Source organism: Shewanella sp. ULN5 (assembly GCF_030731885.1).
GTDB classification, from domain to species: domain Bacteria; phylum Pseudomonadota; class Gammaproteobacteria; order Enterobacterales; family Shewanellaceae; genus Shewanella; species Shewanella holmiensis.
In genome coordinates this window covers 1-14,087 of record NZ_JAPJEE010000016.1, presented here as the reverse complement: position 1 = coordinate 14,087, position 14,087 = coordinate 1, and the positions used below count along the sequence as shown (strand labels likewise).

Annotated in this window: 13 protein-coding genes; 6 read left to right on the top strand and 7 right to left on the bottom strand. The window is 42.2% G+C overall.

What is annotated here, in order from left to right; translation table 11 throughout:
* Positions 1-88 precede the first annotated feature (88 nt).
* Positions 89-1,375 carry an acetyl-CoA hydrolase/transferase family protein gene (locus ORI98_RS14335; protein ID WP_306135672.1) on the top strand — a complete coding sequence of 429 codons (1,287 nt, stop codon included), beginning with the start codon at positions 89-91 and terminating at the stop codon, positions 1,373-1,375.
* A gap of 96 nt (positions 1,376-1,471) precedes the next feature.
* Here the strand turns inward: ORI98_RS14335 and ORI98_RS14330 are convergent, their stop codons facing one another.
* The 4 genes from ORI98_RS14330 to ORI98_RS14315 form a co-directional block, all read right to left on the bottom strand.
* Positions 1,472-1,993, bottom strand: coding sequence for a DUF1993 family protein (locus ORI98_RS14330; RefSeq protein WP_261298975.1), 522 nt, complete (start codon positions 1,991-1,993; stop codon positions 1,472-1,474).
* A gap of 313 nt (positions 1,994-2,306) precedes the next feature.
* Complete coding sequence (locus ORI98_RS14325; protein WP_306135671.1) at positions 2,307-3,476, bottom strand: MFS transporter; 1,170 nt, start codon at positions 3,474-3,476, stop codon at positions 2,307-2,309.
* A 601-nt stretch (positions 3,477-4,077) separates the two neighbouring features.
* Entirely contained in the window at positions 4,078-4,482 is a 405-nt protein-coding gene (locus ORI98_RS14320) for a hypothetical protein (protein ID WP_306135670.1), read from the bottom strand.
* Positions 4,483-4,591: 109 nt separating this feature from the next.
* The gene (locus tag ORI98_RS14315; RefSeq protein ID WP_306135669.1) at positions 4,592-5,218 is read right to left on the bottom strand and encodes a hypothetical protein; all 627 of its coding nucleotides are present in this window, start codon (positions 5,216-5,218) and stop codon (positions 4,592-4,594) included.
* 389 nt (positions 5,219-5,607) lie between these two features.
* Between ORI98_RS14315 and ORI98_RS14310 the strand changes: the two genes are divergently transcribed.
* Positions 5,608-6,099, top strand: coding sequence for a TIGR00645 family protein (locus ORI98_RS14310; protein WP_261298979.1), 492 nt, complete (start codon positions 5,608-5,610; stop codon positions 6,097-6,099).
* Between the two features lie 159 nt (positions 6,100-6,258).
* Here ORI98_RS14310 and ORI98_RS14305 read toward each other — a convergent pair whose 3' ends face one another.
* Positions 6,259-7,560: an anaerobic C4-dicarboxylate transporter gene (locus tag ORI98_RS14305; RefSeq protein ID WP_261298980.1), complete on the bottom strand. Its 1,302-nt coding sequence runs from the start codon at positions 7,558-7,560 to the stop codon at positions 6,259-6,261.
* A 152-nt stretch (positions 7,561-7,712) separates the two neighbouring features.
* Positions 7,713-8,693 carry a helix-turn-helix domain-containing protein gene (locus ORI98_RS14300; protein WP_306135668.1) on the bottom strand — a complete coding sequence of 327 codons (981 nt, stop codon included), beginning with the start codon at positions 8,691-8,693 and terminating at the stop codon, positions 7,713-7,715.
* A gap of 596 nt (positions 8,694-9,289) precedes the next feature.
* Here ORI98_RS14300 and ORI98_RS14295 point away from each other — a divergent pair.
* Together ORI98_RS14295 and ORI98_RS14290 are read left to right on the top strand one after the other, a co-directional pair.
* Positions 9,290-10,267 (top strand): DUF1852 domain-containing protein, encoded by a 978-nt coding sequence (locus tag ORI98_RS14295; protein WP_306135667.1) that lies wholly within the window; start codon positions 9,290-9,292, stop codon positions 10,265-10,267.
* An 89-nt stretch (positions 10,268-10,356) separates the two neighbouring features.
* Positions 10,357-11,391, top strand: coding sequence for a methionine synthase (locus ORI98_RS14290; RefSeq protein WP_261299031.1), 1,035 nt, complete (start codon positions 10,357-10,359; stop codon positions 11,389-11,391).
* Positions 11,392-11,447: 56 nt separating this feature from the next.
* Here the strand turns inward: ORI98_RS14290 and ORI98_RS14285 are convergent, their stop codons facing one another.
* A complete protein-coding gene (locus tag ORI98_RS14285) occupies positions 11,448-12,137 on the bottom strand; it encodes a zinc metallopeptidase (protein WP_306135666.1) in 690 nt (229 codons plus the stop codon).
* 233 nt (positions 12,138-12,370) lie between these two features.
* On the opposite strand from ORI98_RS14285, the gene ORI98_RS14280 reads away from it, so the two are divergent.
* Together ORI98_RS14280 and ORI98_RS14275 are read left to right on the top strand one after the other, a co-directional pair.
* Positions 12,371-13,396 carry a nuclease-related domain-containing protein gene (locus tag ORI98_RS14280; RefSeq protein WP_306135665.1) on the top strand — a complete coding sequence of 342 codons (1,026 nt, stop codon included), beginning with the start codon at positions 12,371-12,373 and terminating at the stop codon, positions 13,394-13,396.
* 19 nt (positions 13,397-13,415) lie between these two features.
* The gene (locus ORI98_RS14275; protein ID WP_306135713.1) at positions 13,416-13,997 is read left to right on the top strand and encodes an excalibur calcium-binding domain-containing protein; all 582 of its coding nucleotides are present in this window, start codon (positions 13,416-13,418) and stop codon (positions 13,995-13,997) included.
* Positions 13,998-14,087 lie beyond the last annotated feature (90 nt).

The following is a 14,087-nucleotide window of genomic DNA, read 5'->3' as shown; positions in this document are numbered from 1 at the left end:
TTTAAATAAAATACATGTTGGTTAATGCTGTCAAAATGTACAAGTTAGCCTTACACTACCAACAGTATAATTAACGTGAGTGATTAAAATGCCCCCTATTATTTGTAGTAGTGCTTTGCAAGCCGTAGCGTTAATTGAAGACAATGAAACCCTATGGACTCATTCTATGGGGGCCACCCCAAAAATATTACTCGATGCATTAGCCGAACATGCACTGACTCGAAAAAATCTCACGTTATTACAGTTACACACTGAACACGCCGAATCACTCAGTCATCCACGATTAAAAGGCCATCTTCGCCATCGGTGTTTCTTTGGCGGCGTGCCAACGCGCACGCTGTTACAACAAGGTGATGCCGATTATGTGCCTATTTTTCTATCAGAAGTGCCTAAATTATTTCGCTCTGGTGAGCAAGCTATCGATACCGCCATCATTCAGGTTTCCCCTCCCGATAAACATGGCATTTGCTCTTTAGGGATCTCAGTAGAGGCAACATTGGCGGCCTGTCAAATGGCACGGAGGATTATTGCCCACATCAACCCCATGATGCCACGCACCCATGGCGATGGCTTTATTCATTACCATAAACTGGCTGCGGTGTACGAACAAAGTGTACCGTTACCTCAACACCCACTTGCTGCCAGCGATGCGACTAGCCTTGCCATTGGGCAACATGTCGCAAAACTGGTTCGAGATGGTGACTGCTTGCAAATGGGTATTGGTGCTATTCCCGACGCGGTTTTAGCCTGCCTAACCGAGCACAAAGATCTTGGTGTGCATACGGAGCTATTTTCTGACGGGGTACTCAATCTTGTTGAGTTAGGTGTCATCAATAACAGTCGCAAAAAAGTGTATCCTGGCAAATTAGTTACTGGCTTTGCCTTAGGTAGCCAACGACTTTATGACTTTGTCGATGATAATCCCTCGGTTATATTTATGGATATTGAACAGGTCAATGACACCTCTATTATCCGTAAAAACCCCAATGTAATGGCAATCAATTCTGCCTTACAAGTGGATATCTCAGGACAAATTTGCGCAGATTCGCTAGGCACGCGGATATATTCAGGTGTGGGTGGGCAAATGGATTTCATTCGTGGTGCAGGGTTATCTGAAGGTGGTCGATCTGTTATTGCGCTTCCCAGTACAGCAGCTAATGGCACAGTGTCACGTATTGCTACGGTATTATCACCTGGTGCAGGCGTCGTCACCACACGCGCCCATGTACACTATATTGCTACAGAGTATGGCGTGGCTAATTTACGTGGAAAATCATTACGGGAAAGGGCTAGAGCACTGATTGATATTGCCCACCCCAAATTTAGAGAGCAGCTTTGCATAGAAGCATTTGAGATGTGGCAACTCAGGGTTTAACTCAACAGCATTATGGCTTGATATTTTTAAGCTACCCTCCATAAAAACTAAGTGGCGACGCCACTTAGTTAGTGCAAGGTCATTCATCAATAGACTTTAGACTATTGGCGCCTTGTATGGCATCGCCCCTAAATAATCTTTTTTACCGACTTCAACACCATTGTGACGCAAAATGGCATACGCCGTAGTCACGTGAAAATAGAGGTTTGGTATGGCATGTTCAATGGCAAACTCATACCCTGTAAGGTACTTACCTTCCCAACGCGGTTGTGACACATGCTCATTCGCCGCATTAGCAAAGTCAGCTTCATTAAAGCTTGCCAAATATTCAAGCACTGATGCAATGCGCGCACGTAATGCTTCAAGTGTGGTTTCGCTATCATCATGCTTAGGCACGGTATCCATGTTACCCGTTAATCTCGCCACGCCAATTTTAGCGGTATCGCAGGCTATTTGTACCTGACGAATAAGATTAAACTGATCAGGCGCTAGGCGCGCATTCAATAACACCGAAACATCCACTCTTTTAAGGGCGGCGAAAGCTTCACCTTTATCAAGAATATGATTTAAATTATTCAACATTTTGCTGAATTGTACGACAGTCAGATCGTAAAGCATGGCGGAGTCCTTATTGAGCGCTGCAAATCGACAGCGCTTAGATAGTTAGTGATAACAGCTAAGATAGCAAGCCAATTAACACTCCTAGAGCCGATAACCTTATCTATCAGTACAATTAGGCATCTCGAAAAATAAATGGCTAATTGAGCACCTGATACCAATCACAGTCATTAAGTTTTCAAACATCGCGTAGGAAAAATGCGTGATAACAAGGCAGATTTTTCGATAAGCAGTTATTCTACAATCGAAAAATCTAACGCCGTTATCGAGTATTTTCACACGCTAGAATGAGCCGTAATTATGACAATGGGTATTAACCTGCGATAGGTTTTTGCCCTGACGAAATGGCCGCCATACTCTTAATTAACATATAGATGCATGTTGCCAATAAACACACACCTAAATACACCACCAGCCCATCATCAGCAGCCGTAAATGATGTCGCCATTAACGGTCCAAGCACTGAACCGACGCTATAACACAACAGCATTAACTCGGTCACTGACACCATTTTTTCTATCGGTAAGGTATCTGATGCCAAGGTAATCGCTATTGGGTACAAGGCAAAACTGCTAGCCCCTAATAGCAATAAACTAATTACCATCATTACCAAACTTGATGATTCGAGTATGCCCATTACCGCGATACAGCCTAATAAACAAAATATCGCCATCAATAAACTTTTACTCATGCGAGTTGAAAGCGCACTGGCAATAGGTTGCACAGCCATTCCACCTAAAATTACACTCGCCATGAGTAAGCCAGTATGACCCGAAAAAGCCGTTGATTGGGATAAATACAATGGCATTAGCCCGTAAATTGGCCCTAATAATAACCCCGAAACGATACATCCAATAATCGCTGGTCGATTAATATGACGGATCTCTTTGCGATTAATCCGTTGTAATTCTTCACTAACAGGCTGACCAGATCGCAGTATTAATGGTGCCAGTGTGGCTAAAAACAATAACCCCAAAACCAGCAAATAGGGCTGAATCCCCTGAGTACCAAACAATGAAATCGCCAATTGACCTGCTGCACTGCCGCCATAAAGCGCGGCCATATAAAGCCCTAAACGTTTAACACGCTTTTTAGGGCAATTAGCCATTAACAACCACGACTCCACCACCACAAATACCCCAGCAATAGCCATACCGGCAACAAAACGTGCGGCTATCCATGTTACCGGGTTAGGCAATAGCAACATAACCACTACGGTTATCGCCACCAGAGTCAAGAACAAAATAAATGCTCGTCTATGGCCAAAGTATTTAATGACTTTTTGAATGCATGTTGCCCCTAATAACAAACCAAAATAAAACACACTCGCCAACCAAGGCGTGAGTGATTGGCTGATACCAAAATAGGATAACGACAACGGAATCAGGCTCATTAAAAAGCCTGATGCGATCGCAAAAAAAGTCAGACCAATAACAGGCGCAGCAATGCTGTTTTCAACATTTTCATGGATGATTTTGGACAATTTATGGCTACTTAACGTGAAAATGAAGCGTGTTTAAGACAATGGGTTTATTTAGGGGGGTTATTCCCTAGGATTATCGGCGGCGAATTTAATCTTGAAGGGCAAACAAGTAAAGCAAAAATACACTTCCAAAAGTATATTAATGAAGATTTAGAGCGAATATGTTACTAAGATCATAAATTGTTATGTATAAGACCGAGAAATTGATATTAAAACGTAACAAGAAACACCAAATAATGAAACGATAACGTTAAATCATTTAAGTTTAACTGTTTATTAAAATTGATAAAAATAATATTAAGTAATACTTATAAAGCAATATTGCTATAAATGAACTGAAACGAACAAATAACACAGAATTTGTTACATCCTCAAACAATTAACACCTCGTGGCTATCTTATGCTCCCGACGATATAGCCCCTAGTCACACCAATATCCCCCATCCAGACAGTATCAATCGTTTCATGTTCGATTTGAGGCTAACTCAAGTATAAGTGACTTGTATTCATCGAAATCAATTATTAAAAGAAAATGCCCTGATTTACTGTAAAATCAGGGCATTTATTGAACTAACAATCGCTAGCCAACAGACTAAACCGGTTAACGTACCCACAGCATTAGTTCATTGGCATTTATCACGCCATACTGTCTTTTTACCAGATTACCAACAGGATCAAAAAGTAGTAACTCGGTTGAGTTGGCGCGATATTTAGCAATCAGTTTCTCGCCATTAGGATCACCGACTCTAGCAAGCAAAAACACAACATTATCACCAAGATGAGCACGGGCTTCGTTCATCTGTTCTGTTTGACTATTACTCACCGTCAGGTTGGGATCATACACAAACACTACCGCAGGCTTACCCATGCCAATTTCTTCATGGGTAGTTTTAAACCCCTTTGGCATCACCATCATAAGAACCGCTAATAAAGCCACTATCGCGGCAATGACGCCAAGCACCATTAACGGTTTTTTAGCTGTCTTGTTTGTTTGATGTTCATCCATTATTTGAGCTCTCTTACGCTTAAATTTATCCCCATTAAAGCAGTGTAATAAACTAACCTGAGGCAAAGATTAAAAATTTATCAAGGTCTCCACTAAATGACCCAATTTATTAAAACAAGTCTTCAAACCATTTTTTGGCGGTGCCTAAACTCACCATCACTTTAAGCTTGAACAGTGCCATAGTGTCGCCTGATTCTAAAGCGGGCTCACCACAACGGGGATCGGAGCGCTGCAATGCGCCAGTCATTTTGTGGTCAATAGGAATAGGTTCACAACCATGCCCAGACTCGCAGATAAAGTCCCACTTATCTTTCGCGGGTAAATGACAAGCAAAGCAATTACCGCCAAAACGATTATTTACATCTATAAATCCACGTTTAGCAATTTTTGACCCTGTTTCATCGACTTCTAATTCGAAAAACTCCCAGTCGCCAGTGACTGGAGAAGTACCTGGTTCACGCTTGACCATCACTTCAGTCGGTACCAACTGCACTACTGAACCTGTCGGATAAATTGCGCCTTCAGGGGCATTGGCCGCGGCCAACGTCGCATCAATATTGCCCAGTACATTATCAACATAAAAATGGCGCACTGGCGTCATTTGTCGAATACAACTAAAACTGGCTTCATTGATATTAACAGCAGCGTTTCCAGGTGATGCGGCATATGCTGTACTACCCATCAACGTCATTAAAAGCATTGCGGTGCTTTGGGCAATTACTAATAGGGTTTTCATGGTATTCCTTGGTAAACGTTATTCATTAAAGCAAATGTCAGTCTCTACTTATCGCGGTTGTTTAACTGCATTGACGCTTTAGCTTTGGTGTTATCGACATTTTGTACCTATCGATATTGCACAATTAATTAAACAGATGACATTTAGATTAGACAAACTTTAAATAGATGGCAATTTAATTGCGCACAATTTAACTGTCATGTTATGACTTTTTATTACTCATGACAAGTCTGTGCAGCATAAATTGCTTCCACTAACACAAAACACACCAAAGATATGTCTTCAAGCTTGCTACTGCGCCTAAGCACAGTTAAAGTTCATTCGCTTATGGTTTAACCCTAAGTCGCTTGTCTGTTTTTAGTGTATTTCATTTGAAGGGTCAGTTTTGTATGGAAAAAATGTTTGAGAAGTTAATGTATGCATCCCGCTGGATCATGGCGCCTATTTACTTAGGATTAAGCCTGGTTTTATTCGCCTTGGGCATAAAGTTCTTCCAAGAAATCTTTCACATTCTACCTATCATCTTCGAAATAAAAGAAGTCGACTTAATCCTCATAACACTCTCTCTTATCGATATCACTTTAGTGGGTGGTTTACTGGTTATGGTGATGTTTTCAGGTTACGAAAACTTCGTCTCGCAACTTGATGTAGGTGAAGACAGTGAAAAACTCGGCTGGCTTGGCAAAATGGATTCTGGCTCACTTAAAAACAAAGTGGCCGCATCTATTGTTGCAATATCGTCTATACACTTACTTAAAGTGTTTATGAATGCCGAAAATATCGAAAACGATAAAATCATGTGGTACTTACTGATCCACATTACCTTTGTGTTATCTGCATTCGCGATGGGGTATTTGGATAAAATTAGCCGTAACAAGTAGCAATACTAGTCGTGATTAAATTTATCTAAAAAACTCAAACAAATAACCAAAAGCCCCGATACCATTAAGTATCGGGGCTTTTGTTTATTGGTTTTGAAGCTAATTACCTCTATTCTGCAGTGCAATGTTGGCACACAGAAACGTCTTAGATAAATAGGCCTACAAAATAATCTCGGCTAATACAAATCCAATTATCACCGAGCTAACAATCGACACCACACCGGGCACCACAAAAGGATGATTAAATACCCATTGGCCAATTCGGGTCGACCCAGTGTCATCCATTTCAACTGCCGCCAACAAAGTGGGATATGTCGGCAATACAAATAAGGCACTGACCGCTGCGAAAGAAGCTATCGCAGCCTCAGGGCTAACTCCTAACATAAAGGCCGATGGCATTAACGCTGCTGTGGTTGCGGCTTGCGAATACAGCAACATACTCGCTAAAAACAAAATGATAGCCAGCATCCACGAGTGCTCTTCTAACAAGCCGCCCGATAGCGCTTTAATCTCTTCTAAATGCCCAGCAACAAAGGTGTCACCCAGCCACGCCACGCCCAAAACACAAATACACGCACTCATGCCCGATTTAAACGTCGCCGCGTTAAGCACCTCGGCGGTATCGACTTTACAAAACAAGGTAATCGCCGTGGCGGCGGTGAGCATAAACACCATGATGGCTTCATTTCGTGGCAATGTTGGATTATCAATCAAACCTACCGCATCACTAATTGCCGTGGCGTAAAACACCACCGCCACAATTGCCACCAGAAACACCATTACCGAACGTTTAGCTCCCGCAGGTAACTCAGTGTTATTCATATCGCGTTTGCTGACTAAACCTTGTGCTAAACGGTCTTGATAAACCGGATCATCTTGCAACTCTTTACCCATAAATTGGGCAACAAAAGCGCCCACCATACAAGCCAAAAAGGTAGCCGGAATACAAATCATCAATAAACTGATATAGCCCACGCCTTTGCTTTCAAGCATACCGCTCATCAGTACAACCGCTGCAGAGATCGGTGAGGCGGTAATCGCAATTTGCGAGGCAACAACCGCAATACTTAAAGGGCGCGAAGGACGAATTCCCTGCTCTTTCGCCACCTCGGCGATAACCGGTAAAGTAGAAAATGCCGTATGCCCCGTACCCGCAAACAGTGTCATGGTATAAGTAACAATCGGTGCTAAAAAAGTCACCTGCTTAGGATTTTTACGTAAAACACGTTCAGCGATATTGACTAAAAACTGCAAACCACCGGCAACTTGCATCGCCGCAATAGCTGCGATAACAGACATAATGATCAGAATCACATCAATAGGAATGATGCCAGGTGTCATCCCTAAGCCCAGAGTTAACACCAGCACACCCAAACCGCCAGCAAAGCCAATACCAATGCCGCCTATTCGTGCGCCGATAAAAATGGCGACCAATACCACCACTAACTCAATTGTTACCATAAATCCTCCAAGCCTTAATTGCGGCGCACTTTACTGCAAAACCTCAATAGGCAATAGATGATTAAATCAATAAAATATCAATTAACAGTACAAAAAACCGCAAGTGTTAACTTGAGCAGGTAACATTGGTCACTGATTGCACAGACCTCACACTAGGGAGTGTCTTTATTAAGTAATTCCATTAACCCCACTAATGCGCCAAACAGCACAGCCCCGACAGGCCAAACGATCCAAGTGACACCCCAAGCCATTGTCCAAAAGCTCCAACCAAGATAGATAGCGGTTAACAAGGGCCAATAAAATTCAGCCAACTTCTCTGCGCGTTTAGCGCGTTTAGTTGTTTCAGTCTCTTTAACCGTTTCATTTAAGACATTGCTATAGGCATCATATCTAGCTGACACGGGCAAAATAATACATAGACCAACGGCAATCATAAACAGCAGAACATCGACCATTAATAAAACAATGTCTTGCTCAAAAGAAAAGATACTCACACACAGCAGTGGAACAAAGCTAACAATAAAACAGAAAATAGCAACAGATAAGCGGCGATTATAAGTAGGTCTAAACTGTTTACGTTTTTCATAAAACGCACTGTGAACACCATAAGCGAGTTCAAATGGCTCATCTTCTATCGTTGATATTTCATCTTGATATTGGTTTGTTTTGATAAAAAAGCTCACCCCAATGGCCACCAAAATCAACACACTGACAATACCCAATGCCGCAGCAATATCACCCGTCATGTTTAATCGATTCGTTTGGGCCATCGCCATAAAGAAAAATAACGGCATAGCAGAACACACACACAACACCACACCTTTGGTGACAGCATTGGTCATTGCAATTTTATGCTCAACATACTCAGTCGCTTGTTCTAGGCTGATATGATTAATGCCTAGTTCTTTGGCTTCATTCACAGCCTCAAACTGCTCGTTCTCATCCTTCAATAAGAAGTCTGTAGACACATCAAAAATCTGTGAAAGCAAAATGATTTTATTCAAATCAGGAATGCTATTTGCCCCTTCCCATTTAGAAACCGACTGACGAGAAACATTCATTTTCTCGGCCAATTCTTCTTGCGACCAGCCCAGTTTTTTCCTTAATCTAATAATCTTATCTGCAAGTATCATTAGTGAATCCTTTTAATCAATAGTTGAGCCACAAGCATAAGAAATCGGCCAGTTGCTCACTAGCAAGCCAGCTTGTTAATCTGTCAACCAGCAGTTGCATTATTGATTATTAAGCCATAATTTGGCTATTTTTTGTATCTAATCGCTATACTTAGCACAGAATCTGAAACACGGTGCATAACACTCTTCCACCCTATCGATATTAAAAAGCCCCGACATCTTATGGTGTCGAGGCGCTAATTTTTTGTTGCTATAAGCCTTTTTGCAATAGTTCTGCAAGCCATCATTTCAAGAATGATTAAGCAACGCAGTGAACGTTAATTACAGCAATTTACGCCTACACTTAACGCTCCCGTTATTAGCGTTTTAATACCGCGCTATCTCAGCCATTTCCTGCTCCAAAAACTCAACATGAATAGCGCTCATGTTGCTGCAGAAATTTAATCAATTTTCATCAAGTAATGAAACACGTATAAATCAAACACAGCTTAGAAAAACTTGATACGACTGATTGGCAGTGTTCAGAAAACAGCAAAATGCTAAAAAAATTAGCCAATATTCAGCTTTGATTACACAAGATGGGATACCAGAACATCATGAATAACCAATTTACTTTTACGATTAAAAACATCTGTCTCGATGAGAACTACCAGCCGTCAGACAGTACTCGCATTACCACTAACTTTGCTAATTTGGCCAGAGGTGAAAGCCGCCAGCAGAACTTACGTAAAGCGTTAAAGATGATTGATAATAGTTTTAATGCGTTAGCTTATTGGGACAATCCAAAAGCTGACCGTTATTCCGTTGAACTTGAAATTGTCTCTGTTGATATGGAAATTGAAAACAGTGGCCAGACGTTCCCATCGATTGAAGTATTAAAAACCCATATTATTGATCATCAAACTAACGAGCGTATTGAAGGCATAGTCGGTAATAACTTCTCTTCTTATGTGCGAGATTACGATTTTAGCGTATTACTGTCTGAGCATAATAAAGGCCAAAGCCAATTTAGCATTCCTGATACCTTCGGCGACTTACACGGTAAGCTGTTCAAGTATTTCGTTAATTCAGACACCTATAAACAGCACTTTAAAAAAACACCCGTAATATGCCTGAGTGTGTCAGATAACAAAACCTATCAGCGCACAGGCAATCAACATCCATTACTGGGCTATGAGTACCAACCAAATGAGTCGTCGTTAACTGAGCAGTATTTCAAAAAGATGGGCCTACAAGTGCGCTATTTTATGCCGCCTAAAAGTGTGGCGCCTTTGGCATTCTATTTCTTTGGAGATTTACTTAATGATTACAGCAATCTTGAGTTAATCAGCACCATCAGCACCATGGAGACGTTTCAAAAGATATACCGCCCTGAAATTTATAATGCTAATGCTGTCGCAGGTAACTGTTATCAACCTAACTTGAGCAATCAAGATCACTCATTAACTCAGATTGTTTATGACCGAGATGAGCGCAGTAAATTAGCCATTAAACAGGGTAAGTTTGCTGAGGAGTACTTCATCAAACCGTATCAAGCCATTTTAGAGCAATGGTCTGCTAGCTACTCACTGTAATCAGCAGCACTAAAACAGTGCATGAATAAACAAGCGCAATCAAAACACTTTTAGCAAAACGGACAACAGCACTTATGACAACGAATACAGTGAAACGATTACTGCCAACATCAACGGCTGGCAGCTTACCTAAGCCTTCATGGCTGGCAGAACCAGAAGCGCTTTGGTCACCGTGGAAATTACAGGGTAAAGAGTTGATTGACGGTAAGCACGATGCGCTGCGTTTATCACTACATGAGCAACAGCAAGCAGGCATTGATATCGTCAGCGATGGTGAGCAAACCCGCCAACACTTTGTCACCACCTTTATTGAGCACTTAACCGGTGTGGATTTTGAAAAGCGTAAAACCATTAAAATTCGTGACCGCTATGAGGCCAGCGTTCCAACAGTAGTTGGTGCGGTTTCTCGGCCAAAGTCTGTGTTTGTTGAAGATGCAAAAATACTGCGAAAACAAACCAATCAACCGATCAAATGGGCGCTCCCTGGCCCTATGACCATGATAGATACTCTTTATGATGCCCATTATCAAAGCCGTGAAAAACTGGCTTGGGAGTTTGCCAAAATTCTCAACCAAGAAGCCAAAGAATTAGAGGCTGCAGGCGTTGATATTATTCAATTTGATGAGCCAGCATTTAATGTGTTTTTTGATGAAGTGAATGAATGGGGTATTGCTTGTTTAGAACGAGCAATAGAAGGACTTAAATGCGAAACAGCGGTGCATATTTGCTATGGCTACGGCATTAAAGCCAACACAGATTGGAAAAAGACCTTGGGTACTGAGTGGCGCCAATATGAACAAGCTTTTCCCAAGCTACAACAATCTAATATCGATATTATTTCGCTTGAATGTCACAACTCCCATGTGCCCATTGAACTGCTTGAGCTTATTCGCGGTAAAAAAGTCATGGTCGGTGCTATTGATGTTGCCACTAACAACATTGAAACACCTGAAGAAGTTGCCGACACCTTACGTGAAGCGCTCAAATACGTCGATGCAGATAAACTGTACCCATGCACTAATTGCGGTATGGCGCCATTATCTCGAGATGTCGCAAGAGGAAAGTTACAAGCATTAACAGCAGGAGCTGATATTGTTCGAAAAGAGCTTACTTTAACGAACTAGCAACTAGCTAACTAGTCGAACACAATCATGATACACAGGCTCGCAAATAAAACCTTTTAGCGACGCAGCACCGCTATCCAGCGGCCAAGATTGAGTAAGCTGGCCAGCGAGCCAGCCACGTAGGTTAGCGCCGCAGCCTTGAGAATCTTCTCCGCATGTTTTAGGTCCCCATCGTGCAGGTAGTTGCCCTCTTTTAGTATGGGCAGCGCCTTGCCATAACTGGCGTCGAACTCCACCGGCAAGGTCACCAGATGCACAACAGTGCTCAACCCCATCGACAGCAAGCCAATCAACATGGTCAACGCGCCAGCCTGTGGTATACGGGTAAGCATTAAGACCACTGGCGCCGCGAACATCATTATGCCGGCAATACGCTCAGCGACCATTGCAGCTCTAGCCAGCTTCTGCCGCATCAAAAACAAAGACTCGCCGCGAGAATCCTGCAGCGCATGCCCAACCTCGTGGGCAGCGACAGTCACAGCTGTTAGGGAATGACCGGAATAGTTATCCGGCGAAAGGCGAACAGCCTTAGCCGCGGGATCATAATGATCACCGTCAGGCGTCTCTTCAACCTTAACGTCATTTAGGCCAAAACTATCTAGAAGATGACGAGCAAGTTCACCACCGCTACCTTGCTGACGGTAGCGATCAGCGGGCTGTTGGTACTTGCTCATGATGTGCTTGACCCACAAGCCAGGCAAGAACACGCAGCTTGCAATGACAATAATTAGAATGATCCATATCATGCAAACCAGTATGCCATAAACCTTGGTATAACTCTCACCGCTTTTAGCCAAAGCCTTTGACAGTTACGCGAAGCCTTTGACCATGGATGTGCGTCGTTGAGGATGATTTTATTAACGGTTTAAATTGACTGCTATTTTTATACAAATTCAATCAATAATCATAGCTTTATCAATCTAAAATTGGGTATTATGGTAATGATTTTTATCAAGTTATGAATGGATACTGTTGATAAATGATACTCAAAACGAAAACCCTGCAAAATGCCACATCACCGCAAGCGATAGCGGGTCAAAAACAAGAACAGGACGTTGCCTTCTTTTTACGCCGTGCATTTAAAGACAATCCTGAAGTGCTGGTTATCAACGACTTCAAATTCAGCTTTAATGATGAAACGGCTCAAATCGATCACTTGATCGTTTATCCCTATGGCTTCGTGCTGATTGAATCAAAAAGCATTAAAGGCCATGTAAAAGTGAATCAACAAGGTGAATGGACTCGTAGCTATAACAACCAATGGTCAGGGATGCCCTCACCCATCAAGCAGGTAGAACTACAGCAAGCCTTGTTAAAAGACATATTGAAACACCATAAGAGTGACATATTAAGCAAGTTACTTGGGATAAAGCAGCAAGGCTTCAATGGACGCTGTTGGCACTATTTATGTGCGGTATCGAGTGATGCGGTAATCGACCGAAAAACAATGCCCAAAGAGGTTTCAGACAAGTTATTCAAAACCGAATTTCTAGTCGATGAACTCAAAAATATCATGAAGCTAAAACACAAGCTGCTGCGTTTGGTGAACGTCGCCGACACCAGACCCGACTTTAACCAACAAGAACTCAATTCAGTCGGTCAGTTTCTTATTAGCCAACATATTGATACTAATATTCAGCAAGTTGAAGCAGCTCCGGTACAAATCAAACAAATTCAACCTATATCAAATACACCAGAGCCTAAACCAGCATCAGCGCCCACTCATCATCTAGCTCAATCTACTGTCGCAATACTTGCACCCGTAGCAGCATTCGTGCATCAGCAACACCCCATAATAAGCTGCAAACATTGCGGTGAATCAACACAATACACCCCGATGTATGGCAAATTCGGTTACTACATAAACTGTAACCATTGCAGCAAAAACACACCAATGAAACAAGCCTGCCCACAATGCATGAGTAAAAATACCAAAGTCACTAAGCGCAAAGAAACCTACACATTGAATTGTGTGGATTGTGGGTTTGGAAAGCAGATTGTCTAAGGAATAGAAATTGAAGAACATGGAAAAAGGCAAACTTGTTCGTTGGAACGCCGACAAAGGCTTTGGTTTTATCAAATCTTATTCAACAGCTAATAAAGATATATTCATTCATATATCGATACTCAAACACATGGCAAGAAAACCAGTCGTTGGCGACCAAATCAACTACTTTTCAGAGAGTCAAAGCGATGGAAAGGTCAAAGCGATAAAAGCCAATATTGAAGGTGTCGCAGTCATCTCTACCAGCAGAACCAATAGTGTTCATCACCGACAAGACAATAGAAAATCAACAAGCGGCATGCTTATTCCTCTCTTAGTCATATTAACCCTCGGTATATTGGGCTTTCAAAAATATAAAGAAATGACCGTAACGCCAGTACTGACAAACCAAGACATTAAACAAATGGAATGGCAGCCCACTGTGCAAAACAGCAACCCAATCACGAGCCAACCAACATTTAGATGTGAAGCTGGCAAAATCCACTGCAGCCAAATGCGCTCATGTGCTGAAGCGACTTTTTATAACAACAACTGCCCAGGCACCAAAATGGATGGCGATAGAGATGGCATCCCCTGCGAAACCCAGTGGTGCTCATATTAAAACACAGTCCGAGTAAAGTTTACTCTGACCCTGACGGATCCCCACGAATTTAATAGCATGCTTGTGGCTCCCGAACTAAGCCTTGTAGTG

Coding starts and splice junctions, on each gene's coding strand:
- ORI98_RS14335 (WP_306135672.1), top strand. CDS start 89: ATGCCCCCTATTATTTGTAGTAGTGCTTTGCAAGCCGTAGCGTTAATT.
- ORI98_RS14330 (WP_261298975.1), bottom strand. CDS start 1,993: ATGCTTTACGATCTGACTGTCGTACAATTCAGCAAAATGTTGAATAAT.
- ORI98_RS14320 (WP_306135670.1), bottom strand. CDS start 4,482: ATGGATGAACATCAAACAAACAAGACAGCTAAAAAACCGTTAATGGTG.
- ORI98_RS14315 (WP_306135669.1), bottom strand. CDS start 5,218: ATGAAAACCCTATTAGTAATTGCCCAAAGCACCGCAATGCTTTTAATG.
- ORI98_RS14310 (WP_261298979.1), top strand. CDS start 5,608: ATGGAAAAAATGTTTGAGAAGTTAATGTATGCATCCCGCTGGATCATG.
- ORI98_RS14305 (WP_261298980.1), bottom strand. CDS start 7,560: ATGGTAACAATTGAGTTAGTGGTGGTATTGGTCGCCATTTTTATCGGC.
- ORI98_RS14300 (WP_306135668.1), bottom strand. CDS start 8,693: ATGATACTTGCAGATAAGATTATTAGATTAAGGAAAAAACTGGGCTGG.
- ORI98_RS14295 (WP_306135667.1), top strand. CDS start 9,290: ATGAATAACCAATTTACTTTTACGATTAAAAACATCTGTCTCGATGAG.
- ORI98_RS14285 (WP_306135666.1), bottom strand. CDS start 12,137: ATGATATGGATCATTCTAATTATTGTCATTGCAAGCTGCGTGTTCTTG.
- ORI98_RS14280 (WP_306135665.1), top strand. CDS start 12,371: ATGATACTCAAAACGAAAACCCTGCAAAATGCCACATCACCGCAAGCG.
- ORI98_RS14275 (WP_306135713.1), top strand. CDS start 13,416: ATGGAAAAAGGCAAACTTGTTCGTTGGAACGCCGACAAAGGCTTTGGT.